The organism is Pectobacterium carotovorum, assembly GCF_033898505.1.
Taxonomy (GTDB): domain Bacteria; phylum Pseudomonadota; class Gammaproteobacteria; order Enterobacterales; family Enterobacteriaceae; genus Pectobacterium; species Pectobacterium carotovorum_J.
The window spans coordinates 534,046-560,397 of the sequence record NZ_JAXAFK010000001.1 but is presented as its reverse complement, the minus strand read 5'-3'; the positions used below and the strand labels follow the sequence as shown (position 1 = coordinate 560,397).

Sequence of the window (26,352 nt, the reverse complement as noted above, 5' to 3'; positions counted from 1 at the left end):
CCCTAACGCTGTAGTTAGATAAGTGGTTGATATATAATTAGATGGTGCCGCACACTTTCTCTGTCAGTTCCGTTGGGAACTGCATCGTCAGCATGATGTGCTCAACCATGCTACGTTTACGACCGGTGTTCGTGTTGGTAATCACCCAGTATGGCGTACCCGGAATATGTTTGGGCTTGGTGTGTGTGCCATGCTGAAGCAATGTTTGCTGGTCACCCGCGAAATAGACCCGCGTGCGGCCATGAAGAGATTCTGTCGCAGCAGCAAACTCCTGCGGCGATAAGGTATACAGCGTGGACAGAACCAGCATAAAGCGATTGATGGCCTTATTCTGTTCAGCGTATTCATCCGACAGCAGCAGCTCACGCAAGGTTCGTACCCGATCGCGTGGGCTCGGTGCAGCGGCAGGCTGAGACGTCGCTGTTGTTGCAACAGCCTCTACCGCAGGCGTGGTAACAGGCTGCCCAGCGGTAAATTTCAGCATGCGCCGTAAAATATCCGATGCGCTCTCACCGATATGCTGTGTGTGGCTGGCAATATAACGATAAAGCTCTTCGTCGACTTCAATAGTTTTCATCTTTATCCAGTGCTGTTTTTACCCAAAATCGCGCAAATTACAGAGACGTTTCCCTTCTGTAACCCGGCATCTATGGGTAGATGACTCAAATCAAAAGGATTATACAGGCGTTCAAATATTATCGAACAGCGGCATAATGGGACAATAGCAAAAGTCAGACTATGCCCCAATGCCTTTCACATCTCTTCAGCGACAACATTGATTCTAAAGTCATGATACCCTAAGCCCATGTCTCTCTGAATGAACTTCACCATGAAATTGAATCATCGCTGGCAAAATGCGCACCAACCCACAGATAAACTCCCTGTCGTCCTGATTCATGGCCTGTTTGGCACGCTGGATAACCTTGGCGTATTGGGCCGAGATTTGCAAAACACGCACGACATCCTGCAAATCGATTTACGCAATCATGGTTTGTCGCCGCGTTCGCCGCAGATGAATTACCCCGCGATGGCGCAGGACGTACTGGCGTTGTTGGATGAACTGAACATCGAACGCGCTATCGTGATTGGGCATTCAATGGGCGGGAAAGTCGCGATGGCACTCAGCGCGCTCATTCCCGAACGGTTGGACAAGCTGGTCGCGATTGATATCGCACCGGTGGATTATCAGGTACGCCGCCACGACACTATTTTTGCCGCGCTGCGCGCCGTGACGGAAGCAGGCCTGACCTCGCGCTCAGAAGCTACCGCGTTAATGCGTCAGCATATAAAGGAAGAAGGCGTGATTCAGTTTTTGCTGAAATCCTTCCAACAGGGAGAGTGGCGTTTTAACGTACCGGTGTTGTGGGATGAGTACGAAAACATCGTTGGCTGGCAGGATGTTCCCGCCTGGCAAGGCCCTATCCTATTCATTCGCGGCGGCGATTCTCCTTATCTGGACGATCGCTATCGCGACTCACTATTGCGTCAGTTCCCGGCGGCGCGTGCGCATGTAGTCAGCGGAGCAGGTCACTGGGTTCACTCAGAAAAACCCGATGCGGTTTTGCGCGCTATCCACCGTTTTCTGGACACGAATTAACCAGACGACACTGACACTGGCGGATTCATGATAACGGCGGCAGTTAACCGTTGTCGCCGCCAGTGCGGCTAGGGTATGATGGCGCTCGCAGTAGAGGGACGGCTGATTCAGCCACAAGCATTGTAACCACTTCATCAAAATGCACGCATAACTTCCCGACATGTTTCACAGATAGCAAACCGCATCCTGGCAACCTTTGTTGCAGGGTGATAATCAGCATCGCTTTTATCTGTAGAACAAGATGGACAGCACCGTGTATTTTGGTCCGAATACCTTGCAGTATCATTACTTATGGCAAAAGAACAAACGGATCGCACCACACTGGATCTGTTCGCAGACGAGCGTCGTCCGGGCCGCCCCAAGACCAACCCGCTCTCGCGTGACGAACAACTAAGAATTAACAAGCGTAATCAGCTACGTCGCGATAAAGTTCGTGGCTTGCGCCGTGTTGAATTAAAGATTAACAGCGACGCCGTTGATATCCTGAACAGCCTTGCTGAAGAGCGGAACATCAGCCGCAGTGAATTGATTGAAGAGATGCTGTTGGCGCAGCTGGCAGAACAACAGTCCTGATTGACGTAATACGATATTCACATCTTGTGCGGCGCCATTTCTGACGCCGCCTGAACATTCACCCGAAATTAAACAGCACACTCTTTTCTGACTAACACACTGTTTTTCTGATGAAAACCAGCGTCAGAACTTTTCCCAGTTGTCGTTGCTGGGTGGCAACGCTTTAGCTGCAGCCGCACGCGGCGCAACCGCCTGTGCTTTCTGCACCGGCTTTGCTGCCACTTGCAGCGCTGACTGCGTGTCAGACAGCTGGAACAGCGACACCGTCTGGTTCAGCAACGCCGCCTGCTCTTCCAGCGACAAGGCTGCCGACGAGGCCTGTTCAACCAACGCGGCGTTTTGTTGCGTTACGCTGTCCATTTCCGCCACGGCCTGACCAACCTGTGCAATCCCTTTGCTCTGCTCTTCCGATGCCGACGCAATTTCACCCATAATATCCGTCACGTTGGTCACCGCACGGACGATATCCTGCATGGTGTCACCGGCATCGCTAACCAGGTTGGAACCTGTATCAACACAGCGAACAGACTCAGAAATCAGCCCTTCGATCTCTTTAGCGGCCTGCGCACTGCGCTGTGCCAGACTGCGTACTTCGCCCGCCACCACGGCGAATCCACGCCCTTGCTCGCCTGCACGCGCGGCTTCTACCGCCGCGTTCAACGCCAGAATGTTGGTCTGGAAAGCGATGCCGTTAATCACGGTGGTGATTTCTGCGATTTTTCTCGAACTGCCAGAGATTTCCGCCATGGTTTTCACCACGTTTTCAACGATTTCACCGCCCTTCTTCGCCGTTGTCGAAGCTTGCAACGCCAGTTGGCTAGCGTGGTTGGCGTTTTCGGCATTCTGTTTCACCGTCGCCGTCAGTTGCTCCATGCTTGCCGCAGTTTCTTCCAGCGCGGAAGCCTGCTCTTCGGTACGTGAAGACAGATCGTTGTTGCCCGCAGCAATTTCAGAAGCGCCCTGATAGATGGAATCCGTGCTGTTTCTGATCGTGCTAACCGTGCTGGCCAGACTCCCCTGCATTTCACGCAGTAGTGGGAACAGGCGACCGACACAGTTATTGCCGAAGTCCAGAATTGGCTTGCCCAGATGGCCAGAAGCTATCACGCTAAAGTGATAGCGCAGGTCATTTAATGGACGAACCAGGCACACAACCAGATAACGGTCAGTCAGGAACAGCATAATCAGGCCGATAACCAATCCGCTCAGCAAAATGTTCTGTCCAATCGTGGTGATTTGTTCAAAACGAACGCCCGCCGCATCGAATTTCTCTGCGCTGGCGTTACTGAATGCGGATAAGGACGCGCCAAATTGGCGACTCAATGGCGGCACAACGTTCTTGGCCTGATTTTGGTAATCATCCAGCGCGTTGGCAACGGCCTTTTGGTAAAGCGGCTCAACGCCCTGAGTAACCAGATTGTTCCAGTCACGGCTGACGGCCTGCACCAGCGCGGCATCCAGACCCGCATGATCGATAGCATTAAACGCCACCAAATCAGACTTCAGTTTATCCAGCGCGACGAGCGCAGAAGCCTGCTCTTTATCTGCAGTGGTATTATCACCGCTGCGGCGAGCGTCAACTGCACGCGCCAGACGGGTTACCATACGGAAGTATTGATCGTTGCCCTGGTTGATAAAGTTCATGTTCTGAACCAGCAAGGTGCTGGTTTTCGAGGTCGCCGTCATCTCTTTAAAAGAGAACATGGTATATATCGATACGCCACCCCAAAGGACACAAAAAATGCCCAGTACCCATAGCATAGCGGTTCTGATGGCAATATTTTTTATAAGTCTCATAGCTCACTCCAAATCAGGAAAATGGTTAAAAAGATTTTTATCGCTAATCAACCGATATGAATCAGAAAATTCACACCATGAAACAGGTCACTTCTCCCTAGCGTTCACATTTCACCGAGTTGAAAACTCAAAAACCACGCTAACTCATCGGCTAAACACAGAGAATATTTAGCGTTCTCGCTATATTTATTAATATAATTTTTCATATTGAGAATGAATTTACCTGTTTTTATAGATATAAGGCCTTTAATCAGAGAGTTATCATCAAAAGCGCTACCGCCCGCGCCCCGTGTGCGTTGGCATCAGCATGCTGTCAGTGGGCAAGGCAATTTACGCTGAATTTTCACTTTATTCTTTAACATCAAAAGATTAAAACCTTTCCCTTCTGTATTTTCATCGTCTTGTCTGTAAATGGTTATAATTCTTATTTCCATTCATTAGGAATATTCCCGAGAAATGTTACAGGTTTTCAATTCGATAAAAACATTATCTTTTGTATGCATTTTAATTCTCATGAATAGTAACGTACCGTGAGGTGACTTTTATTTCTTACAAAAAGAAGTCTGCTTTTAATTACAATCGGAATTAGTTGTAAAAATAAAAAGCGCATTCATAAAAAATGAAACATTGTTATAAATAAATATCCACCAAGATATTAAGGAAATGTGCGTTTAATCCCAGACGATAACATAATCCCTATTCATTATGGGGAATTTAGCGTCGGCAGAGATGCATTTCGTTTCTTTTACTACCCTCCACATTTCATACGCCTTTGATTTACGCATCCTTACCGATACGAGTTTCTCCTGATGTGAGTGTCTGTTATTATTAACGGATAAGTGGGTGAAACATTACACCATACCATTAGGAATCAAGAGGTTATTCAATTCATGGCACTCATCGGAATATTCTTTGGCAGTGATACTGGCAACACTGAAAACATCGCCAAAACGATCCAACAGCAGTTAGGCACCAACGTTGCAGATGTTCATGACATCGCCAAAAGCAGCAAAGAAGACCTCGAAGGTTTCGATATTCTGCTGCTGGGTATTCCAACCTGGTATTACGGTGAAGCTCAGTGCGATTGGGATGACTTCTTCCCCTCGCTGGAAGAAGTTGATTTCGAAGGAAAACTGGTTGCCCTGTTTGGTTGCGGCGATCAGGAAGACTATGCAGAATACTTCTGTGATGCCATGGGCACCATCCGTGACATTATCGAACCTCGCGGCGCGACGATTGTTGGCCACTGGCCAACAGAGGGCTATTACTTTGAAGCCTCTAAAGGACTCGCCGACGACAATCACTTCATCGGTCTGGCTATCGATGAAGACCGTCAGCCTGAACTGACCAGCGAACGCGTAACCGCTTGGGTAAAACAGATCAGCGATGAGCTGAACCTGAAAGAACTGGTTGGCTAAGCCATTTCGGCTCTGATAATCCCTATCAGAGCCGAAACAGCATTGATAGGTAAAACCTTTCATAATAATTGATACATTTTTTTAACTTCTATCAGTAAACCTGTACAATAATCCCATCGGCTTTGTATGTGCATCATCATTTCCTCATTCATCAACAACGAATTGCGTTGTATACCAATAGTGTGAATGGGGACAATATTGTTAACATTCCCTTGTTTTCATTTTGTATGCGCGGTTCTATAATTGAGACGCTTTTGCATTTTTTGAGCCGACCGATGTCATAGGCTAGGCAGCCTCCATTGATAAGTAAGCAACAGGATTAAACCCGCATGACTGACAACAATACCGCATTAAAGAAGGCCGGCCTGAAAGTCACTCTTCCAAGACTGAAAATACTGGAAGTGTTACAGGACCCTGTCTGCCATCACGTCAGTGCGGAAGATTTATATAAGAAACTGATTGATATGGGCGAAGAGATTGGTCTTGCTACCGTCTATCGCGTACTCAACCAGTTTGATGATGCGGGTATCGTAACCCGTCATAACTTCGAAGGCGGCAAATCCGTCTTTGAATTGACGCAGCAGCATCATCACGATCACTTAATTTGCCTCGACTGTGGCAAAGTCATTGAATTCCGCGATGAGTCTATCGAAGCACGTCAGCGTGAGATCGCAGAAAGACACGGCATCAAGCTATCCAACCACAGTCTGTATCTCTATGGGCATTGCAGTGAAGGGGATTGCCGAGAGGATGAAACCCTGCACGATTCCACACGATAAATCGACCGCATAAAAAAATAAAACCGCCGAGGCGGTTTTATTTTTGTCTTCTTCCCGGTGGCGTTAGCCTACCCAGGTATCTCGCAGTCCAACCGTACGGTTAAACACCAGATGTTCTGCACTGGAGTAAACGCGGTCAGCACAGAAGTAACCTTCGCGCTCAAACTGATACGCCTTCTCTGCTTCTGCCTGTGCCAGGCTCGCTTCTACAAAACCTTGCGTAATCTTCAGTGAGTCTGGGTTAATCGTCGACAGGAAATCTTCTGCCGCACCCGGGTTCGCCACACTGAACAGACGATCGTACAAACGGAATTCTGCAGGTACAGCGTGTGCCGCAGAAACCCAGTGAATCACGCCTTTTACTTTACGTCCATCAGACGGATCTTTGCTCAGCGTCTCTGCATCATAGCTACAGTAAACCGTGGTGATGGTGCCCTGCTCATCTTTTTCAATGCGATCTGCTTTGATCACATAGGCATTACGCAGACGAACTTCTTTACCCAGCACCAAGCGCTTGTACTGTTTGTTGGCTTCTTCACGGAAGTCAGCGCGATCGATATAAATCTCACGGCTGAATGCGACCTGACGTGAACCCATTTCCGGCTTGTTCGGATGGTTTGGCATCGCGACAAATTCTTCGTGCCCGGCTGGCAGATTCTCGATCACCACTTTGACCGGATCCAGTACCGCCATCGCACGCGGGGCGTTCTCATTCAGATCGTCGCGGATACAGGATTCAAGCGCGGCCATTTCCACGTTGTTATCCTGCTTCGTGACGCCGATGCGCACACAGAATTCACGGATAGAAGCTGCGCTATAACCACGACGGCGCAGACCAGAGATGGTCGGCATACGCGGATCGTCCCATCCTTCAACGACGTTTTCCACAACCAGCTGATTCAGCTTACGCTTGGACATAATCGCGTATTCGAGATTGAGGCGGGAGAATTCGTACTGACGCGGATGGCAAGGAATCGTAATGTTGTCCAACACCCAGTCGTACAGGCGGCGGTTATCCTGGAATTCCAGCGTACACAGTGAATGCGTGATCCCTTCCAGCGCATCGGAGATGCAGTGGGTGAAGTCATACATCGGGTAGATGCACCACTTGTTACCCGTCTGGTGGTGATCGGCAAATTTAATACGGTACAGCACCGGATCGCGCATCACGATAAAGGACGATGCCATATCGATTTTTGCACGCAGGCATGCCGTGCCTTCCGCAAACCCGCCGTTACGCATTTTTTCAAACAGCGCCAGGTTTTCCTGCACGGTACGGTCGCGGTAAGGGCTGTTTTTGCCCGGCGCCGTCAACGTACCGCGGTATTCACGGATCTGCTCGGGCGTCAGTTCATCGACGTAAGCCAGCCCTTTACCGATCAGCTCAACCGCATACGCATGCAGTTGATCGAAATAATCAGAAGAATAGCGAACGTCGCCGCTCCATGAAAAGCCCAGCCACTCGACATCACGTTTGATCGACTCAACGTACTCGATATCTTCTTTTACCGGGTTGGTGTCGTCAAAACGCAGGTTGCATTGCCCCTGATAGTCACGCGCGATACCAAAATTCAGGCAAATAGATTTTGCATGCCCAATATGCAGATAGCCATTCGGCTCTGGCGGGAAACGCGTCTGAATATGGTCATGCTTACCGGACGCCAGATCTTCATCGATAATCTGACGGATAAAGTTGGTTGGGCGGGCTTCAGCCTCACTCATTCTTCATTCCTCAATGCTAAAACGACGTATAACCGACAATGATCCAACAAGCTACGCTGGGAAACAACCGTTAGTTTCATTTAATTATTCATAACGAAAAAAAAGGGCAAGATTGCCATCTCGCCCTATCAATTTCATCAGCATAGCGTCGTTATATTACGCCTTGCTGTGCTCTGCTTTCAGTGCGTTCGCTATCGATTCAGCCTGTGTGCCCACGACAATCTGTACGCTTTGCTTATTCAGACGAATAACGCCCGCCGCACCTAGACGCTTCGCCTGTGCATCATCAACCAGAGAGGAATCCGCCACGTTCAAACGCAGACGCGTGATACAGGCATCAATACCGAGCAAATTGTCTTTCCCACCCAGCGCCTGCAAGTAACCCCGCGCCAGTGACGCTGCATCGCCTGATTTCTCGCTCGCGGATGCGGTACTCACGTCATATCCATCAGCTTCGCTACCGCTCACGGCCAGCTCACGCCCCGGCGTTAACAGGTTGAAGCGCGTGATGGTAAAACGGAACACCACGTAGTAAATGACAAAGAATGCCAGCCCCTGTGCAAGCAGCATATACCACTGGGTAGCCAGCGGGTTGCGCGAGGATAGCACCATGTCCACCAGACCAGCACTGAAGCCAAAGCCGGCAATCCAATGCATGCTGGCCGCGATAAAGACGGAAAAACCCGTCAGTAACGCATGCAGGAAATACAGCACCGGCGCCACAAACATGAATGAGAACTCCAGCGGCTCGGTGATCCCGGTGAAGAAGGAGGCAAATGCCGCCGCCAGCATGATCCCAGCCACTTTGCTTTTGTTCTCAGGACGCGCGCAGTGATAAATCGCCAGCGCCGCACCCGGCAGGCCGAACATCATAATCGGGAAGAAGCCCGCCTGATAACGTCCGGTGATCCCCACTACGGCTTTACCTGAATCAATAGACTGCTGGCCAGCCAGGAAGTTAGGAATATCGTTGATGCCCGCGACATCGAACCAGAACACGGAGTTCAGCGCGTGGTGCAGCCCAACAGGAATCAGCAAGCGGTTAAAGAAGGCATAAACCCCGGCGCCAACCGATCCCAGCTGTTGAATATGTTCGCCGAACGACACCAGCGCATTGTAAATCACCGGCCAGACGTACATTAAAATGAACGCCACCAGAATCATCAGGAAAGAAACCAGAATCGGGACCAAACGGCGTCCGCTGAAGAACGACAGCGCCTTAGGCAGTTCAACCTGACTAAAGCGGTTATACAATTCGGCGGACATCACACCGACCAGAATCCCGATGAACTGGTTTTCAATCTTGCCAAACGCAGCGGGCACCTGTTCAACAGGGATCCGTTGGATCATGGCGACAACGGCTGGTGAACACAGCGTGGTCACCACCAGATAGCCAACAAAGCCGGTCAATGCCGCCGCGCCATCTTTATCTTTCGACATACCGTACGCGACACCAACCGCAAACAGCACGGCCATATGCCCGATAATCGCTTCACCCGATTTGATGAGGAGTGCCGCCAACGCGTTCTCGCTTCCCCAGCCAACCGGATCAATCCAGTAACCTATCCCCATCAGGATAGCGGCAGCAGGCAGCGTCGCGACAGGCACCATCAATGCCCGACCGACTTTTTGTAAATAGCTCAGAGTACTCACTTTTCCCTCTCTTACCTTTGCGAGGTAATGAAATGTTGTGGGGCAAACAAACCTGCCAATAAATTTCACTGCCGAAGAACGTCGCTGTCGAAAAACGCCATTGTCGAAAAAATGTGGCAGCGGTGGTTCTCAGGGGGAGTGTAAGAAAAATAATTCGCTACACAAATTAAACCCCGTAATTATGTGATAAAAATCACCAAAAAACTGCATACAAAAAGTTTATACCTGAATAAAACCCCAACTTATTTCAAGATTAAAAAAAACGGAGTAGACTAATTTTAATGCATAGACAAAACGCGCAGCTGGCGCGATTTGCGCAATAACGTATTTAATTCCACTAAAAATCAGGAGAGCGCTGATGAGACTCATTCCTTTAACCACCGCCGCCGACGTCGGAAAATGGGCCGCCCGCCACATCGTTGAGAAAATTAACGCTTTCAAGCCCAGTGCAGATCGCCCTTTTATTCTGGGATTGCCGACAGGCAGTTCACCGCTGGAGGCCTACAAATCGCTGGTCGCCATGCACAAGGCGGGACTGGTGAGCTTCAAACACGTCATCACCTTCAATATGGATGAATATGTCGGTCTGCCGACAGATCATCCAGAAAGCTATCATACCTTCATGCATCAGAATTTTTTCAATCACGTTGATATTCCGCGTGAAAACATTAACCTGTTGAACGGCAACGCAGAAGACACCACAGCAGAATGTCGCCGCTATGAAGAGAAAATAAAGTCCTACGGGAAAATTCATCTTTTCATGGGCGGCGTGGGCAATGATGGACATATCGCCTTCAATGAGCCCGCCTCCTCTCTGGCTTCCCGCACCCGCATTAAAACGTTGACGGAAGAAACCCGTATCGCCAATTCCCGTTTCTTCGGCGGGGACGTCAGTCTGGTGCCTAAATTTGCCCTGACCGTGGGCGTCGGTACATTGCTGGATGCAGAAGAAGTGATGATTCTGGTGACCGGGCGCAACAAGGCGCTGGCGCTACAGGCTGCGGTAGAAGGCAACGTCAACCATATGTGGACCATCAGCTGTCTGCAGCTTCATGCCAAAGCCATCATGGTGTGCGACGAGCCTTCAACGATGGAGCTGAAGGTAAAAACTGTTAAATATTTCCGTGAGTTAGAAACGGAAAGTATGAAGAACCTCTAACCGATCGCGGGAGTCGATGATGTACGCGTTAACCCACAGCCGGATTTTCACCGGCCATCAGATTCTGGATAATCACGCCGTGGTGATTGCCGATGGGCTGATCGAGCGAGTCTGCCCACTTGCCGAGCTCCCTGCCGGCATTGAACAACACGACCTGGGCGGCGCATTCCTCGCTCCGGGGTTTATCGATCTCCAGTTGAACGGCTGCGGCGGCGTGCAGTTCAACGACTCGCTGGACACGATCTCTGTCAAGACGTTGGAGATCATGCAGCAGGCAAACCAGCGTTCAGGCTGTACCAGTTTTTTACCTACGCTGATTACCTCCAGCGATGCCTTCATGAAGCACAGTATCAACGTGATGAGAGACTGGCTGGCACAGAATAAGCACCAGGCGCTTGGGCTACATCTCGAAGGCCCGTGGTTGAACGTGTTAAAGAAAGGCACACATGACCCTGCCTTTATTCGCCAGCCCACGCAAGAGCTCGTCGACTTTCTGTGCGCTAACGCGGACGCCATTACAAAAGTCACGCTAGCACCGGAAGAAGTCGAACCGTCGGTTATCCGTCAGCTAACGGCGGCGGGTATTATCGTCTCTGCCGGGCACTCCAACGCGACCTGGGAACAGGCGAAGCAGGGCTTTGCCGCCGGTATTCGTTTCGCTACCCACCTGTTCAACGCCATGCCGTACCTGACCGGTCGTGAACCTGGACTGGTTGGCGCGATTTACGATGCCCCGGAAGTCTATTGCGGTATTATCGCGGATGGGCGACACGTTGACTGGGCCAATATTCGCAACAGTAAACGTATCAAGGGCGATAAGCTGGTGTTGGTTACCGACGCTACCGCACCGGCGGGCGCAGATATTGACCAATTCATTTTTGCTGGTAAAACCATATACTACCGTGATGGCATTTGTGTCGATGAGCACGGCACCCTGAGCGGTTCAGCACTGACCATGATTGAAGCCGTGCGTAATAGCGTCGAGCATGCAGGTATCGCACTGGATGAAGCGATTCGAATGGCGACGCTCTATCCCGCTCGTGCCATCGGCGTCGATAAGCAGTTAGGCAGTATTGAAAGCGGTAAAGTGGCAAACCTGACTGCCTTTGACCGTGATTATCACATTCTCAAGACGTTTGTTAACGGTAACCCTGTTTGGGGATAAAGTGAAAAACCTCTTGAGGTAAAGCGGAAATGCGTGGGGTAAACCAAGATCAGGTTTACTCCATGTTGACGAAGACTACGCATTGATATCTGCGTTTATACCTAAAGAAGCGAGTAACTTTTTCATGACCACAGGCGGACAGGCGCAGATAGGGAATGTCGATCTGGTTAAGCAATTAAACAGCGCGGTGGTTTACCGCCTGATTGACCAGCAAGGCCCAATCTCACGAATTCAGATAGCAGAACAGAGCCAGCTTGCGCCTGCCAGCGTCACAAAAATCACCCGCCAGCTTCTGGAACGCGGGCTCATCAAAGAAGTCGATCAGCAGGCTTCCACCGGCGGCAGACGCGCCATTTCGATTATCACTGAAAACCGCCCTTTCCATTCTATCGCCGTCCGCCTCGGTCGTTACGACGCCACTATTGCGCTATACGATTTGCAGGGAAAAGCGCTGGAAGAAACGCACTACGACCTGCAAGAGAAAACGCAGGAGGCACTGGAAGCCGCGCTTTTTCAGGCGATTAGCGGCTTTATCGCCAGCCACCAGCGCCGTATTCGCGAACTCATTGCAATCTCCGTTGTGCTGCCGGGTCTGGTTGATCCAGTCGCGGGCATTGTTCGCTATATGCCGCACATCAGCGTGGATAACTGGCAACTGGTCGAAAATTTGCAACGCCAGTTCAACGTTACCAGCTTTGTCGGTCACGACATCCGCAGCCTGGCGCTGGCAGAACACTATTTCGGCGCCACCCACGACTCGCTGGATTCCATTCTGGTGCGCGTCCATCGGGGTACTGGCGCAGGTATTCTCGTCAACGGGCAAATTTTTCTCGGCAGCAACGGCAATGTAGGCGAGATCGGCCATATTCAGATCGACCCACTTGGCGATCGCTGCCACTGCGGCAATTTCGGCTGTCTGGAAACCGTCGTTGCCAACGCCGCCATTGAACAGCGAGTACAGCACCTGCTGCGTCAGGGTTACCCCAGCAAGCTTTCTACGGATAACGTAACGATTTCTGCCATTTGCAAAGCGGCAAATCGGGGCGATGCTCTCGCCCGCGAAGTGATCGAACAGGTTGGAGTCAACCTAGGTAAAGCGCTTTCCATCGCAATCAACCTGTTCAACCCTCAAAAAGTCGTGATTGCCGGTGAAATTACTGAAGCAGAAAAAACGCTGATCCCTGCAATTCAACGCTGTATCAACACGCAGGTGCTGAAAGAATTTCGTCATAACCTGCCGATTGAGACCTCCAGTCTCAACCATCTTTCCGCTATCAGCGCGTTTGCCTTGGTCAAACGGGCGATGCTAAACGGCGTGCTGCTACAGCAATTGCTCGAAAATGCCTGATTCCCGTTCTGGCCGGATTATGTAATCACTAAAAATCCGGCCTTTCCTCTTCCTGAATTTGACGAATCGACACCAAAAAATCGAATAAATTAACGAAACACCACATCAATGGCTTTTTTCATTAAATAATATTGAATTCCTATGGCACTTTGATGCTAAATCAATGGCACTGAGTTCGAATCTGTCATTACTGGGAGTCATGTATGTGTTCTATTTTTGGTGTGCTTGATCTGAAAAGCGATCCTGTTGAACTGCGTAAGAAAGCGCTGGAGTTATCCCGTTTAATGCGTCACCGCGGACCAGACTGGTCCGGCGTTTATGCCAGCGACAAAGCGATTCTGGCTCACGAACGTCTGTCTATCGTTGACGTCAACACGGGCGCACAGCCGCTTTACAACGCCGAGCGCACCCACATTCTGGCCGTTAACGGTGAAATTTATAACCATCAAGCATTGCGTCAGCAATACGGTGACCGTTACGCGTTCCAGACCGGCTCCGACTGCGAAGTTATTCTGGCGCTGTATCAGGAAAAAGGCCCAGCCTTCCTGGATGAACTGCGCGGCATGTTCGCCTTTGCTCTGTATGACAGCGAAAAAGACGCCTACCTGATTGGCCGTGACCACCTCGGTATCATCCCGCTGTATATGGGCTACGATGAGCACGGCAACTTCTACGTCGCTTCTGAAATGAAAGCGCTGGTGCCGGTGTGCCGCACCATAAAAGAATTCCCTGCTGGCAGCTATCTGTGGAGCAAAGACGGCGAAATTCGCGAGTATTACCAGCGTGACTGGTTTGACTACGATGCCGTAAAAGACAACGAAACCGATAAAGAAGCGCTGCGCGATGCGCTGGAAGAAGCGGTGAAAAGCCACCTGATGTCTGACGTGCCCTACGGCGTGTTGCTCTCCGGTGGTCTGGATTCTTCCGTTATCTCCGCCATCACCAAGAAATATGCCGCACGTCGCGTAGAAGACAACGAGCGCAGCGAAGCCTGGTGGCCTCAGTTGCACTCTTTCGCCGTCGGTTTGGAAGGTGCTCCAGATTTGAAAGCCGCGCAGGAAGTCGCTAACCACTTGGGCACCGTGCACCACGAAATTCATTTCACCGTGCAAGAAGGGCTGGATGCGATTCGCGACGTGATTTATCACATCGAAACCTATGACGTCACCACGATTCGCGCCTCAACACCGATGTACCTGATGTCGCGTAAAATCAAAGCGATGGGCATCAAGATGGTACTGTCAGGCGAAGGTTCTGACGAAGTCTTCGGCGGTTACCTCTATTTCCACAAAGCGCCAAACGCCAAAGAGCTGCATGAAGAAACCGTGCGTAAGCTGCTGGCTCTGCACCAGTATGACTGCGCCCGCGCCAACAAGGCGATGTCTGCCTGGGGTGTGGAAGCCCGCGTGCCGTTCCTGGACAAGAACTTCCTGGATGTCGCTATGCGCATCAACCCACGCGACAAAATGTGCGGCAACGGCAAGATGGAAAAACACATCCTGCGCGAGTGCTTTGAATCCTATCTGCCGCACAGCGTTGCATGGCGTCAGAAAGAGCAGTTCTCTGACGGCGTGGGCTACAGCTGGATCGACACGCTGAAAGAAGTAGCCGCTCAGCAGGTTACCGATCAGCAGTTGGAAACAGCACGCTTCCGCTTCCCGTACAACACACCGGGTTCCAAAGAAGCGTATCTGTACCGTGAAATATTCGAAGAGCTGTTCCCGGTTCCCAGCGCAGCAGAATGCGTGCCTGGCGGCCCGTCAGTCGCCTGTTCATCTGCTAAAGCGATTGAGTGGGATGAATCTTTCAAGAAACTGGATGATCCATCAGGCCGCGCGGTTGGCGTACACCAGTCCGCCTACAAATAATTCGATTTAATTTTTTCAGTCAACGGGCCATATACCCTAAATAATTCGAGTTGCAGGACAAAACGTTAGCGTTTTGAACAACACAAAGTGTTGGCCCTTTAGGGCGAGGCGTATTTATGCGCCTCGTAACGCGGCGAGAGAAGGAATCCCGATGAGCTTACTCAAGTAAGTGATTCGGGTGACTGAACGTAGCCAACGCACATGCAGCTTGAAGTATGACGAGTATCATGGCCCGTTTTTGTACGCTTAATTGACTGGGAATACGTGCTTTTTGGTGTTTTTCTCACCATACTGTTCACAACCCAAACAAACGATACATTGAGGGCACTTTTCGGGAAAAAACTAGTTGACGCAATTAGGCCAACTACGCATAATGCGCCCCGCAACGCCGATGAAGGTGACGCGGAAAGGATGGCTACGTAGCTCAGCTGGTTAGAGCACAGCACTCATAATGCTGGGGTCACAGGTTCGATTCCCGTCGTAGCCACCATCTTTTTTGCGGGAGTGGCGAAATTGGTAGACGCACCAGATTTAGGTTCTGGCGCCGCAAGGTGTGCGAGTTCAAGTCTCGCCTCCCGCACCATTATCTTCTCGGTCTGACATCGCTTTTCGAAGCTTGTTAGTGTTTTGTAGTGATTGGGGTATCGCCAAGCGGTAAGGCACCGGTTTTTGATACCGGCATTCCCTGGTTCGAATCCAGGTACCCCAGCCATTTCAAAACATATGCTGAAAAAATTCGTTGTCCTGTTGGGGTATCGCCAAGCGGTAAGGCACTGGTTTTTGATACCAGCATTCCCTGGTTCGAATCCAGGTACCCCAGCCATCTACTTGATGTAGAAGATGTTGTTGAAGTAAAGTCACATTAGCAGTACATTTGGCTACGTAGCTCAGCTGGTTAGAGCACAGCACTCATAATGCTGGGGTCACAGGTTCGATTCCCGTCGTAGCCACCATATTTTTGGGGTATCGCCAAGCGGTAAGGCACCGGATTCTGATTCCGGCATTCCGAGGTTCGAATCCTCGTACCCCAGCCAAATAAAGCTGGTAAAACAGCAAGATGCGGGGCGACAATCGAAAGATGTCGCCCCGTTTTCTTACGCGTGGCGACAAAGTGGCGACACCATCTTCATTTTATAGTCAGTATACAACCCTCTTATTGCTACCCTGAACTCCACCTTCCAGTCGGCTAATACCGAGTAACAACCCTCGAAAAGCTGATGCCACATCAATTTGTTTATAACCCCGACGAAGTTCTTTGACACCATCATCATCTCGTTCCGAGCTTAGGCAGTTATTGACCTCACATAGGCTAATAGCTCTCTTGTAAGTATCTGGATATAAATCCTTATTTTTTTCCAGAAAAGCCAACGCAGCTAAACTAAAGCCCTGGGAGCTATAGTCTCTATACTCAGAGACCAGTATAGAAGCAGCATTTTCTACTTTATTGATTCTCTTAATTTGCTCTGAATAACTATAAGCAAAATAAAACAGCACTCCAATTACAGGAATCATAAGAGTCGGTAGAATCCAGCGATGCTTGCCACTAGCAGCCCTGACTCCCGATATATATCCAACAATACCAACCAGAGATGCCATAAAACTCAGTAATGCGGCGAACGTGTCCATTGTTACCTTTTTTTATCTATAACAGTTTTGCTGTGTCCAATGATGATTTCATTTTACAAAAAAACAACAAGTTATAATAAATAAATTATAAGAGGTGGAGAGAGCGATTTACTTTCCGTCACCAGTCCGCTCACCTTTTCCCCCTCTGCCTTAACGATCCTTTTGCAGATCCTTTCGCGCAATATTTTGCAAACACCACCGACAACGCTATCGCCCTGCAAGCCGCGCCAGTATTGGGTTTCTTGTATTTCCTAAAAAATAACAACGGCTAAATTTGTTCACGACCAGAGTGACGAAAACCACAAACGATCCTTTTAAAACAATGCATTACTCAATTCATCACGCGGGCGTCATGTGCCTGATTTTGCAAAATGCTGCAAAACCTTGCGCACCGTGCAAAAGCGCCCAGAGGCCAGAACCCCAGCCACCGCGCTGGCTGGCGCTAGGGTTTGCGCCAGATTTCTTTTGCAAAATTTTTATGATCCAAATCGTGCAGGCGGGTGCGGTGTAGCGCCGTTTACGTCTCGCTGGCGCTTCCGTATGCGGGCTAAGAACTCCGGCGCGGTCGATGGTTGAACGTTCATGAAATGACACAGTCGTCACGTTAATGACGGCCTGCGTGGCTTAGAATGTGATTGACGCGGTTTTACAGGATAGGGGGTAAATGCGCTGGGTATCAGGCGATGAAGGGACCGTATTTCTCACGTAGCGCCGTAGCGCGTTGGCCTGTGCCATTAATCTCCCCTGCGTTCAGTGGGGTGCCGGTATTGTTATGGGTATGGCTGGCCGTCTGCTGCGCCAGCGTATGCAGCACATCCAGCGTATCAGTCAGTAGCGTGAGCACATTCAACTGATCGCTGCCCAACCTTATCGACGGTGCGATCAATTCCTGTTGTGCGGCGACGCTGCGGCGAATACCCGCGATACGCTCAGTTAACGCGCCCGCAACCTCTGAATTGTAGTTCTGGCCGACATAGTCATTCCGGTCTTTACTGCTGCGGATCAGCATGTTTGCCGATGTGCCGATCGCGTAATCCCCATCGGCCAACGCCACAACCGCGCCAGCCAATAATTTATGTGTACCAAGCACGGTTGTCGTGTCTGTTCCGTTGACTGTAGTTGTCCGTGTCGTGGTCGTGCGGGTTTCTGCATCACTGGTAACGTGGCGCTGGCTGCTGCTTTCCTTAATGGTCTGGTCGGTTTCCCGCTGCCAACTGCCGTCAGTGGTGACACGCTGACTCACGCCTGCACGCTGCTGCTGGAGCTGTTCACCAGGCTTAATATCCGGTAATGCCATGCCGTCCTGCATGGTCTGCCTGATAACCGGTTTATCTGCCCTCCCCTCCGCGAATCCGATTTCAACAACCGCGCCCGCAGGCGGATACTGAAACATTCCCCCTTCGGCTCCCGCCATCGGAACGGGCAGCGGCACGGCGTTGTATTCAGGCGTGTCGGCGGCGGGGTTGCCGTTCTCATCCAGCAATTGCAGATTAACCGCGTAACGGGGACGAAACGGATCGGACTGATCACCCAGCGCGGCACTGTCATTCGCACTCATCACACGCGCCAGGCGCGGTAAGTGCAATCCTGCTCCCAGCTCAGGGTAATACTGTTCTATCTGGCGTTGCGCGGGCGGCTTCTGCGCGGGCTTGCCGCTGGCGTTCAGCGGTGTCCACGTCAGCGACATGTCATCATTATCAATCGCCACTTTCGTAATGCGCCGACCGTTCACAATCACCCCTGGCCGAATAGCAGGAATAACCGGCAATGTCTGGGTGTTGCCTGCGCCGCCTGCGGTAGAAAATTCCTGGGGGATCTCGACGGGGGTATTAGCAAAACGCGAATCCGCGTAACTGCCGACATACACCTCACCATCCGGCAACTGGAACCACGTATAGTCTGGAATGGCAAACGCACGCCCCAGATTGGCGAGTAGCAGATAGCCGCTGCCGGAATGAGTGAAATGCGGAATTGGCGTATCGACATACGGCGCGGCAGGCAATGAAAACCGCATGGATGTGCTGGACTCAAGCTGTGTTATCACATCACGTAGCGTGGGATGTTGCAGTGAAATAGGCCAATGTCGTTCAAATACCCCGACCAGCTCCCGAATAAACAGACGCTGTGCGCCGTTCTCCGCAGGCGCACAGCGTTCAACAAATCCGGTAAACCAGCGATATACCGAGGTGTTGTATCCCAAATCTAAGCGAACCAGCTCACCCGTCACATCACGATCGGTCAGTGCCGTCACGAACCCCAGACCGCATTTATTCAGCTCCAGCACCAGATTCAAATCACTGACGGGGAAATCGTCGTTAGCCAGCCGCAATGCAATGATGGGTTTCATGTCTGTTCCTCTGCGGGGCCAATCTTGTTATCGATCTTCTTCAGTACAGATTCAAACCAGGATAGCTTTTCTTCTCCCTCATCGGCGCTGCCCGTACCGCTGGCCGTTTGAACCGTCGCCCCCATCCCGCCCTTCGCGCTGGCCTGCGCCACCTTGCGCTCTGCGACGCTGAAAAATTCTTTTAGCGTGAAATTGACCAGCCAGGCCATTTTGTCAGTCTGCGGTGCGGCATCGACTGCGCCGGAAAAGGTTGCCTCTCTGAATTTTATCGCATGGGCAACTTCATTCGCCACGCGATAACGCTTCATGCTGCTGTCTGCGCTCTTTGCCTCTGCCAGCGCAAACAGGCGGGTAAGCTGGGTTTTCTCCGCAAACGGGATCAGGCCGGAAACCTTCAGTTCCTTGCCCTTAATCCCCTGCTCTGCGTTGGCCGTACTGCTGGCCTGCCCGCTCTGGTCTTTATCCTGAATTTGCATTGACGGCGACACCAGAATATTTTTTAGCAAAATCGCCTCACCATCCAACGCCAGCACAATAATCTGATTCATCGTTCTGTCACCATTTCACGCAGCGGCTCCAAATCCTCGCCAACAAACATCATGCACAGCGTCAATACCGCATCAGGGTTAGGGATGTTTTCCCGCATGTCCAATAGTGCCGTTTCGATACTGTTGTTGACTGACAGTGCCCAAATCGGTACTGACGCCCCCTGTAGCTGTTGCAGTGTCTCACCCGCAGCCGCCAACAACGCCTGGCGCTGGACGGCAAAGCCTGCCAATTCGGCGGCGATATCCGCCATCCCTGCCCCGCTTGTCTGGCTGATAGCCTGCTGCATCGCCTGCGCGGCTGATGCCTGTCGGGCCGTACTGAACGACAGCGGCGCGGAAGCGGGCAAACTGCCTGACGGCGTAGGGCGCTGCATTTTCGTTACAGCCAGACTCAGTGCCGAGCGGGCGCGGCGCTGAACCTGCGTCAACTCCGGCAACGGGAACACGGCGGCAGCGGCCGTTAACAGCGTAATAAACTGCTCGATCGTGGTCGCGGTTATCATGAATATCACGACATCATGATTAGCAGGCGCGCCCGTCAGCTTTCCCGCCAGTGCGTTAACCGGCGATGCCGCCAGTGCTTCACGTTTATCCAGCGCTTTGGCGGTTTTCACTCTAGCGCGATGGCGCTGACACGGGGACATGGCCATATTTATTCACCTTCGCCGTTTTCAGGTGTTGGTTCCGGTGCGGCGTCACCTGTTGCCAGGGTGATTTTGTCGAATGCCGCGTACAGCTCGTCATGCTCGACCCCGTAACCTTCCATGCGCAGATAATTGTTTTCAAAGCGCTTGCGATCATCGTTCCACTCGGCTTTACGCTTACGTGTACCGCCCTGGGTATAAATGTGCAGGTTATCCAGCGTGGTAACGACGAGACGACCTTCCGGCATAAACGGCGGGGTGTAGACGGTACGCCCCGCAATCTGACGGCCAATCAGTTGCGCGGCGACCTTCTCAGTCGGGCGATCAATCCGATTCATCATGGTTGTGGCGTCATTACCGATTAAGTCAGCCGAGGCCAGCACAATGAGGCGCGGATCGTTGCGGAACGGCTCATAAATGCAGTTATGCACCAGATCGGTGACCGCCGCGTCCAGACCGATAAAATCAGCACCGGCACCACCAATGGTCACGTCGTCAACGATGATTTGTTCAGCGGAACGCGTCTTAACAATCTGGTGCCAGCCGATGTTGACGTCTTCACCGTTCGGATTGGTTTCAGGATCGGTGTCATCCGCAACGCTCGTACCGTTGAACGCCACGCGCAGCATATCCAGTGCGAACGATTCATTACTGAATGCCTGGATGCGCTGGAAAAATTCCTCTTCGCTGCCCGAGTTCGCCCAGACAACCAGAAGCGAGTACGGCAGATACGACCCCGAATCCGTTTCAACCAGTTTGTATTCGTTACCGCCCACGCTCAGCGGGCGAGTGAAGCGACCGTCTTTCTTACGGCCGGTGTAAATACCTGGCTTGCCCGTGGTCACCACCTGACCGGTTATCTGATCGACGTCCAGCACGTTCGGCAGCAGGCTCAGGAATTCGGAACTTTGCAGCAACGCATTGCGTAGCTGGGTTTCTTTCGGATTCGTCAGCGAGAAAAATCGCGAGGTATCCACCTGGCCGTTAGCCGTTGCCAGCCCTGCGGCATATTTACGCAGCAGCGCTTCGGCTTTTGGAGTTAATTGCATAATCTTTTTATTCCTGAAAAGAGGAGCGGTTAAACAAACTCAAACGGTTTATTGTCACCGTTTGGCGCATTGTTCGGGCGGCGCGTGCCATTGTTCTCCATCGCTGACAACTTGGTCAGAACGGTGGTCAGTTGCGTGGTCAGATCGCTCATCGCATCGTTAGCAGGCTGGCGACGTGCGGAAAACTCACGGCGGCGAGGGCGCGAACGAGGGCGCTTACCCCTCTTACGCTAATACCGGCATAGCTGAATTCAGCACGTCTACGGCTGCGGCCATCATCGGCGTGGATTGGAATCGGGCTTCGACAGAAAGCACAATCAGCGACAGATTACGGATTGCGCTGTTTGCGCGGTGAAGTATGGCGTTTTTACGCGCCTGAGACATTGGGGCATTTGATACCGCTTCCCCAGCGATCGCGCCCACGTCAGCCGTGGCGCTCAATGCAAACATAGGCACGTTGTGTGAACTGGCTTCATTGCGTGGCACAGACGGCAAGCAGTTGATTTGCGCCAGCAGGCCATCCAGTAACGCGGCGTCTTCCGTGTGGTCGGTAATAGCCAACAGGTCATCACACGTTAAGCGGTGCGGCTGCTCAGGGTTCAGCTTGTTACGCAGCACTTGAGAGCGAACGCCGATCGCGGCGGCGACGTCCTCAAGGTTGTGCGCCAGCGCGAACGCTCGGCAAGCGGCATCAAAGTGCGGGTGTTTAGCGATTTCATAATCAAACATGGTAAGCACCTGTCTTCTTTCACAAAATCGCAATTAGGGATTTAGGGTCACAGATGCGTAATGGCTCTCGCTCACCGCACGCAGAAGCAGATCCACCATGTTGATTTCCAACAGGCCATTAGCTTTGGATTTCCCAGGCGTTAAGGTCTTTTTCTTGATGGGCAAACGGCCATCATTGGCCATCGCTCTGGCCGTAGTAACCTTAGTGCCAGTGCGTCTGCAATATTCTTCAAGCGTGATGTACGGCTCAGGAATTGAAATTGTAATGTTTGTGCTCATAAGGCATGATTCCTAGTTAAGTTCATATTAAGTTATATGCGGCCAAGTTAATTTCAAAAAGCGAACGATTGAGATATTAGGATCGGTATTGAGCCATGTCAATAGGTGAGATTTCAAAAAGCAAACTCCCAGATCTTCATACTGGCGGGAAAAAAGCGATAGAACGGATGGTAGAAGCCTATGGTTTCAGCACCAGACAAGCCCTATGCGACCATTTGGGGATATCAAAAAGTACCCTGGCCACACGATATATGCGCGATTCATTTCCGGCTGAGTGGGTTATCCAATGTGCTCTTGAAACAGGGGCTTCTATCTATTGGCTATCTTCAGGAAACGGACCAATGTTTGAAGATGGGAAAAGCGACGTTGTTAGCATCCCCCGTAAGAAGCTGCTGAATGGAAAACTGCACGATTCAAACTACTACATGTTTGATAAAGCGTTCCTGCCCGATGGTCTGCAAGACCCGATCGTTATAGTTGATGGTGATGTGACCTACATTGCCGATCGCAAGTTTGATGAAGTGACAGACGGCAAGTGGTTGGTTGAGATTGAAGGAAAAACCAGCGTCCGCGAGCTGACCCGTATCCCTGTGGGCAAAGTGCGCGTTAGCGGGGTTGGTATGGCGTTTGATTGTGGGATTGATGAGATTGGTGTTATTTCAAAAATAATTATGGATTGTACGAAAATATAAGGATATCGATATGAATGATAGGAAGATCTTTGTATATGTAAATACAAGGGATATGGTTAAAGTCCAATCAATTGAAGATATGACAACAAACGGAGATTATTTTCAAGGAACAAGTTTACTTGATGGGGATGAACGTAAACTAAAAACGTTTCGTACCGATAGAGTAATTAAATTTTTCGACTCTATACAAAATGCAGAAAACTACATAAATCAAGGGATTGATTCTGGTGAGTTTTATATAAAGAAGCCTAAAGAAGAAACCTTCGACATTTGCTTTACAGGCTTTAAAAAAGAAAGACGCGCAGAGCTAGAAAAAATAGCCTCATCAAAGGATATGATTGTCAGGAAATCCGTAACCAAGCACTTAAAATTACTTTGCTATGGCTATAATGCAGGACCAACAAAGATCAGAGACGCCAGAAACATGGGAATCCTGATTTTCAATGAAGAACAGTTTATGAGCTTTGTAGAGACTGGTGAAATAGCAGAATAATAAAACCCATACAAAAATTCATGTAAGAATATAATATCGAGAAAAAATCATGAGCAATAATAAGTTTAACTTAGATCTCGACTGGACAAAAGAAGTAATATTTTCTTTAGACGGTGAGAATGAAACATTAAGTATTGATACTTTAGATAGACAAAGATATGCAGAATACCTCTATTACTATCTAATTCAACAAGAAAATAAAAACACCGTCATAAACTTAAATGCTGAATGGGGTTCAGGCAAAAGCTACTTTACTAGGCGACTCTATTTATCATTAAAAAATCATCACCCATGCATTTACGTTGATGCATGGAAGCAGGATTTCTCCGATGATGCATTTTTAACATTATTTTCATCATTAATAAGCCAACTTGAATTTTATGCTGGGAATTTGGATAGGAAATTATTAAGGGTGGGAGAATCAATCGGTAGATTTGCTAAAGGAGTTGTTCCAGAAATAGTCTCAGGACTAATAAAAAAACATGTCGGCATTGAAGAGATTGATACTCTTGCAAAAACAGCAGCTACTATTTTATTAGAAGAACACAGAGAAAAGATCAAATCTATCGAAACACTTAAAAAAGAGCTTAAGAAGTGGGCTGACATTAGTTTTAACAAAGGATTTAAACCTCCAATATTTATATTCATTGATGAATTGGATAGATGCAGACCCGATTATGCAATATCTTTACTGGAGATAGTTAAGCATATATTTAATGTTGATGGTTTTATTTTTATTATTGCAACTGACACAAACCAACTTCAACACTCTATTAAAAATATATATGGCGAAGGGTTCGATGCTAATTTATATCTTGGCCGTTTTTTTCATAGGCGATTCTCACTCCACACTCCTAATCTAAACGACATAACACTAGAATTAACCAAAGAACGAATTTTTGATAATTTTGAAGATATAAAAAATATCATAATCCCTAAACCAACAAAATTAGAACATATATCTATCAACTGCTCTAGTGTTCTGAGTTCCTTTAAATTAAATATTAGAGACTCTAAAAGAAACTTAGATAGAATATTTGATCTTCTCACATCAAAAAAAACAAACAAGAAGAAGTTTGATTATATTTTACTTTTAACTCTGATGATAATACATGACATGGACATTGACTTATTCAATCAATTAACAAACAGGTCTTATCGTTCAAAGCCAATAACCGATCTAATTCTGGAAAAAACAAATCTTAGAGATTTTCATCATGGTGATTTTGAATTAATTATTGATAGTAGTGCTGAGAATACTAATATCGATTACCTAGTGTCAAATGATGGATTTCATACACATAATCATTTACAAGAAAAAACAATAACTATTGGAGCAAAGAATTATACAGAAATCGCTATTGATTTTTTCACATATAGAAATAAAATACAGAGAGATATATATAAAAGAGAAAAAAACCCCTTATTAGAAATACCTAACAGGCCAGAAATACCGGTTTCTAATTACATTAAAATACAGCAAGCCACTTTACTTTTAGATAATGAAAGCTATCAAGTCTATGATATAGCTGACTATATTGATGCCATTGAACTTGCGGTTTCTTTTGATTAAAACACAATCACAATGTTTGAAAATATCTATTCACACATTGATTACTGGCTTTATATACAGTAAAAATACAGCCCTCAGTTAACAGGGGGCTGTATGGCAGTTCGTAAACAAGCATCAGGAAAATGGTTGTGTGAGTGCTACCCGCACGGACGTGAAGGCAAACGGGTGCGTAAGCAGTTTGCTACCAAAGGGGAAGCCGTCGCCTTTGAACGCTTCACCATGGAACAAGCGGAAAACAAACCGTGGACGGCAGAGAAACGCGACGCGCGCAAACTGTCTGACCTGATTGATGTGTGGTATCGCGCCCACGGCATCACGCTGAATGATGGTGAAGGAAGAAAGAGCATTCTGGACTGTGCCGCCACCTCATTGGGCGATCCGTTGGGAACCGACTTCACTGCCCGTGATTTTTCCGTCTACCGTGAAAAGCGGCTTAACGGCGAAATATCCCACAATGGCCGTGAGGCAAAAATCAGCCCGACCACTGTTAACCGTGAATTGTCGTACTTTCGGGCGCTGTTCAACGAACTGGCGCGAATCGGCGAATGGAACGCAGCCAACCCGTTAGAAAGCGTCCGGCCATATAAAACCTCCGAAAGTGAGATGGCCTTTTTACAAAAAGACTAGATCGCCAGGCTACTGTACGAATGCGAAGCCAGCAAAGCCAAAGACCTGTTATTGATTGTTAAGCTGTGTTTGTCTACCGGTGCACGCTGGTCAGAAGCGGAAGAGTTAACCCGCTTTCAGCTTTCACCCTACCGAGTGACGTTTACCAAAACCAAAGGCAAACGTAACCGTACCGTGTCGATCAGCGAAACGCTGTATAACGCACTCCCCAAAAATAACGGGCGGTTATTCAGCGGCTGCTATAACGCATTCAGGAAAGCAATGGAACGGGCTGATATTGTCTTACCTGCTGGGCAGTCTTCCCATGTTCTGCGCCACAAGTTTGCCAGCCACTTTATGATGAACGGTGGCAACATTCTGGTACTGCAACGCATCCTCGGCCACACCGATATTAAGATGACGATGCGTTACGCCCACTTCAGCCCCAACCATCTGGAAGACGCACTACGCCTGAATCCGCTGGCTTCCTGAATGGCGGCAAAAATGGCGGCATCGCAAATATTTAATACTGTATAAAAACACAGATAAAATTCATAGCTCATTGTATTTAATGTAATTAATTGATTTCATTAGGCCATGTTACGGATTCTGATTCCGGCATTCCGAGGTTCGAATCCTCGTACCCCAGCCAAATAAAGCTGGTAAAACAGCAAAGAAACGGGGCGA

Annotated in this window: 23 protein-coding genes, 6 tRNA genes and 1 pseudogene; 18 read left to right on the top strand and 12 right to left on the bottom strand. The window is 49.5% G+C overall.

The features are described from left to right. Window positions 1-37 precede the first annotated feature (37 nt). Window positions 38-577, bottom strand: a complete 540-nt coding sequence (gene seqA, locus R9X49_RS02395; protein WP_319847064.1) for a replication initiation negative regulator SeqA — start codon at window positions 575-577, stop codon at window positions 38-40. 252 nt (window positions 578-829) lie between these two features. Between seqA and ybfF the strand changes: the two genes are divergently transcribed. Continuing rightward, entirely contained in the window at window positions 830-1,597 is a 768-nt protein-coding gene (gene ybfF, locus R9X49_RS02390) for an esterase (RefSeq protein ID WP_319847063.1), read from the top strand. 291 nt (window positions 1,598-1,888) lie between these two features. Beyond that, window positions 1,889-2,170, top strand: a complete 282-nt coding sequence (ybfE, locus tag R9X49_RS02385) for a LexA regulated protein (RefSeq protein ID WP_225087339.1) — start codon at window positions 1,889-1,891, stop codon at window positions 2,168-2,170. A gap of 123 nt (window positions 2,171-2,293) precedes the next feature. Here the strand turns inward: ybfE and R9X49_RS02380 are convergent, their stop codons facing one another. Continuing rightward, window positions 2,294-3,967 (bottom strand): methyl-accepting chemotaxis protein, encoded by a 1,674-nt coding sequence (locus R9X49_RS02380; RefSeq protein ID WP_319847062.1) that lies wholly within the window; start codon window positions 3,965-3,967, stop codon window positions 2,294-2,296. A gap of 890 nt (window positions 3,968-4,857) precedes the next feature. Here R9X49_RS02380 and fldA point away from each other — a divergent pair. Continuing rightward, on the top strand, window positions 4,858-5,385 hold the full coding sequence (fldA, locus tag R9X49_RS02375; protein ID WP_319847061.1) for a flavodoxin FldA: 528 nt from the start codon (window positions 4,858-4,860) through the stop codon (window positions 5,383-5,385). Between the two features lie 329 nt (window positions 5,386-5,714). Continuing rightward, window positions 5,715-6,164 carry a ferric iron uptake transcriptional regulator gene (fur, locus tag R9X49_RS02370; RefSeq protein ID WP_039356497.1) on the top strand — a complete coding sequence of 150 codons (450 nt, stop codon included), beginning with the start codon at window positions 5,715-5,717 and terminating at the stop codon, window positions 6,162-6,164. Between the two features lie 63 nt (window positions 6,165-6,227). Here the strand turns inward: fur and glnS are convergent, their stop codons facing one another. Together glnS and nagE are read right to left on the bottom strand one after the other, a co-directional pair. Beyond that, on the bottom strand, window positions 6,228-7,886 hold the full coding sequence (gene glnS, locus R9X49_RS02365) for a glutamine--tRNA ligase (RefSeq protein WP_319847060.1): 1,659 nt from the start codon (window positions 7,884-7,886) through the stop codon (window positions 6,228-6,230). 156 nt (window positions 7,887-8,042) lie between these two features. Next, window positions 8,043-9,539 (bottom strand): N-acetylglucosamine-specific PTS transporter subunit IIBC, encoded by a 1,497-nt coding sequence (gene nagE / locus R9X49_RS02360; RefSeq protein WP_319847059.1) that lies wholly within the window; start codon window positions 9,537-9,539, stop codon window positions 8,043-8,045. 358 nt (window positions 9,540-9,897) lie between these two features. On the opposite strand from nagE, the gene nagB reads away from it, so the two are divergent. The 10 genes from nagB (at window position 9,898) to R9X49_RS02310 (ending at window position 16,113) form a co-directional block, all read left to right on the top strand. Next, window positions 9,898-10,698, top strand: a complete 801-nt coding sequence (nagB, locus tag R9X49_RS02355) for a glucosamine-6-phosphate deaminase (protein WP_039544024.1) — start codon at window positions 9,898-9,900, stop codon at window positions 10,696-10,698. 19 nt (window positions 10,699-10,717) lie between these two features. Further along, on the top strand, window positions 10,718-11,863 hold the full coding sequence (nagA, locus tag R9X49_RS02350; RefSeq protein WP_319847058.1) for an N-acetylglucosamine-6-phosphate deacetylase: 1,146 nt from the start codon (window positions 10,718-10,720) through the stop codon (window positions 11,861-11,863). Window positions 11,864-11,987: 124 nt separating this feature from the next. Continuing rightward, complete coding sequence (gene nagC, locus R9X49_RS02345) at window positions 11,988-13,211, top strand: DNA-binding transcriptional regulator NagC (protein ID WP_319847057.1); 1,224 nt, start codon at window positions 11,988-11,990, stop codon at window positions 13,209-13,211. 203 nt (window positions 13,212-13,414) lie between these two features. Further along, the gene (gene asnB / locus R9X49_RS02340) at window positions 13,415-15,079 is read left to right on the top strand and encodes an asparagine synthase B (RefSeq protein WP_319847056.1); all 1,665 of its coding nucleotides are present in this window, start codon (window positions 13,415-13,417) and stop codon (window positions 15,077-15,079) included. A gap of 413 nt (window positions 15,080-15,492) precedes the next feature. Continuing rightward, window positions 15,493-15,569 (top strand) — tRNA-Met (locus R9X49_RS02335). Between the two features lie 8 nt (window positions 15,570-15,577). Continuing rightward, window positions 15,578-15,662, top strand: a tRNA-Leu gene (locus R9X49_RS02330). Between the two features lie 54 nt (window positions 15,663-15,716). After that, window positions 15,717-15,791, top strand: a tRNA-Gln gene (locus tag R9X49_RS02325). Window positions 15,792-15,827: 36 nt separating this feature from the next. Then, window positions 15,828-15,902: transfer RNA gene (locus R9X49_RS02320), tRNA-Gln, on the top strand. A gap of 53 nt (window positions 15,903-15,955) precedes the next feature. After that, window positions 15,956-16,032 (top strand) — tRNA-Met (locus R9X49_RS02315). Window positions 16,033-16,038: 6 nt separating this feature from the next. Continuing rightward, window positions 16,039-16,113 (top strand) — tRNA-Gln (locus R9X49_RS02310). Window positions 16,114-16,216: 103 nt separating this feature from the next. Here R9X49_RS02310 and R9X49_RS02305 read toward each other — a convergent pair. From R9X49_RS02305 to R9X49_RS02270, 8 genes are all read right to left on the bottom strand, one after another. After that, a complete protein-coding gene (locus R9X49_RS02305) occupies window positions 16,217-16,675 on the bottom strand; it encodes a hypothetical protein (RefSeq protein WP_319847055.1) in 459 nt (152 codons plus the stop codon). A 706-nt stretch (window positions 16,676-17,381) separates the two neighbouring features. Further along, window positions 17,382-19,052 carry a hypothetical protein gene (locus tag R9X49_RS02300; RefSeq protein ID WP_319847054.1) on the bottom strand — a complete coding sequence of 557 codons (1,671 nt, stop codon included), beginning with the start codon at window positions 19,050-19,052 and terminating at the stop codon, window positions 17,382-17,384. After that, complete coding sequence (locus R9X49_RS02295) at window positions 19,049-19,600, bottom strand: hypothetical protein (protein ID WP_319847053.1); 552 nt, start codon at window positions 19,598-19,600, stop codon at window positions 19,049-19,051. The genes R9X49_RS02300 and R9X49_RS02295 overlap by 4 nt, the downstream gene beginning before the upstream one ends. Continuing rightward, entirely contained in the window at window positions 19,597-20,250 is a 654-nt protein-coding gene (locus R9X49_RS02290; protein ID WP_319847052.1) for a hypothetical protein, read from the bottom strand. The genes R9X49_RS02295 and R9X49_RS02290 overlap by 4 nt, the downstream gene beginning before the upstream one ends. Before the next feature lie 2 nt (window positions 20,251-20,252). Then, the gene (locus R9X49_RS02285; protein WP_319847051.1) at window positions 20,253-21,293 is read right to left on the bottom strand and encodes a phage major capsid protein, P2 family; all 1,041 of its coding nucleotides are present in this window, start codon (window positions 21,291-21,293) and stop codon (window positions 20,253-20,255) included. A 29-nt stretch (window positions 21,294-21,322) separates the two neighbouring features. Then, the gene (locus R9X49_RS02280) at window positions 21,323-21,445 is read right to left on the bottom strand and encodes a hypothetical protein (protein WP_319847050.1); all 123 of its coding nucleotides are present in this window, start codon (window positions 21,443-21,445) and stop codon (window positions 21,323-21,325) included. A gap of 73 nt (window positions 21,446-21,518) precedes the next feature. Beyond that, window positions 21,519-22,022: a phage regulatory CII family protein gene (locus R9X49_RS02275; RefSeq protein ID WP_319847049.1), complete on the bottom strand. Its 504-nt coding sequence runs from the start codon at window positions 22,020-22,022 to the stop codon at window positions 21,519-21,521. Window positions 22,023-22,055: 33 nt separating this feature from the next. Beyond that, complete coding sequence (locus R9X49_RS02270; protein ID WP_319847048.1) at window positions 22,056-22,301, bottom strand: regulator; 246 nt, start codon at window positions 22,299-22,301, stop codon at window positions 22,056-22,058. 95 nt (window positions 22,302-22,396) lie between these two features. Here R9X49_RS02270 and R9X49_RS02265 point away from each other — a divergent pair, with 95 nt between their 5' ends. The 4 genes and pseudogenes from R9X49_RS02265 to R9X49_RS02250 all read left to right on the top strand — a co-directional run bounded on the left by R9X49_RS02265 (window position 22,397) and on the right by R9X49_RS02250 (window position 26,157). Continuing rightward, window positions 22,397-22,993 carry a phage repressor protein CI gene (locus R9X49_RS02265; protein WP_319847047.1) on the top strand — a complete coding sequence of 199 codons (597 nt, stop codon included), beginning with the start codon at window positions 22,397-22,399 and terminating at the stop codon, window positions 22,991-22,993. A 10-nt stretch (window positions 22,994-23,003) separates the two neighbouring features. Then, window positions 23,004-23,486 (top strand): hypothetical protein, encoded by a 483-nt coding sequence (locus tag R9X49_RS02260; protein WP_319847046.1) that lies wholly within the window; start codon window positions 23,004-23,006, stop codon window positions 23,484-23,486. A gap of 49 nt (window positions 23,487-23,535) precedes the next feature. After that, window positions 23,536-25,059 (top strand): P-loop NTPase fold protein, encoded by a 1,524-nt coding sequence (locus R9X49_RS02255; protein ID WP_319847045.1) that lies wholly within the window; start codon window positions 23,536-23,538, stop codon window positions 25,057-25,059. Between the two features lie 93 nt (window positions 25,060-25,152). Further along, window positions 25,153-26,157: pseudogene (locus R9X49_RS02250) on the top strand (tyrosine-type recombinase/integrase). The last annotated feature ends 195 nt before the right edge of the window (window positions 26,158-26,352 follow it).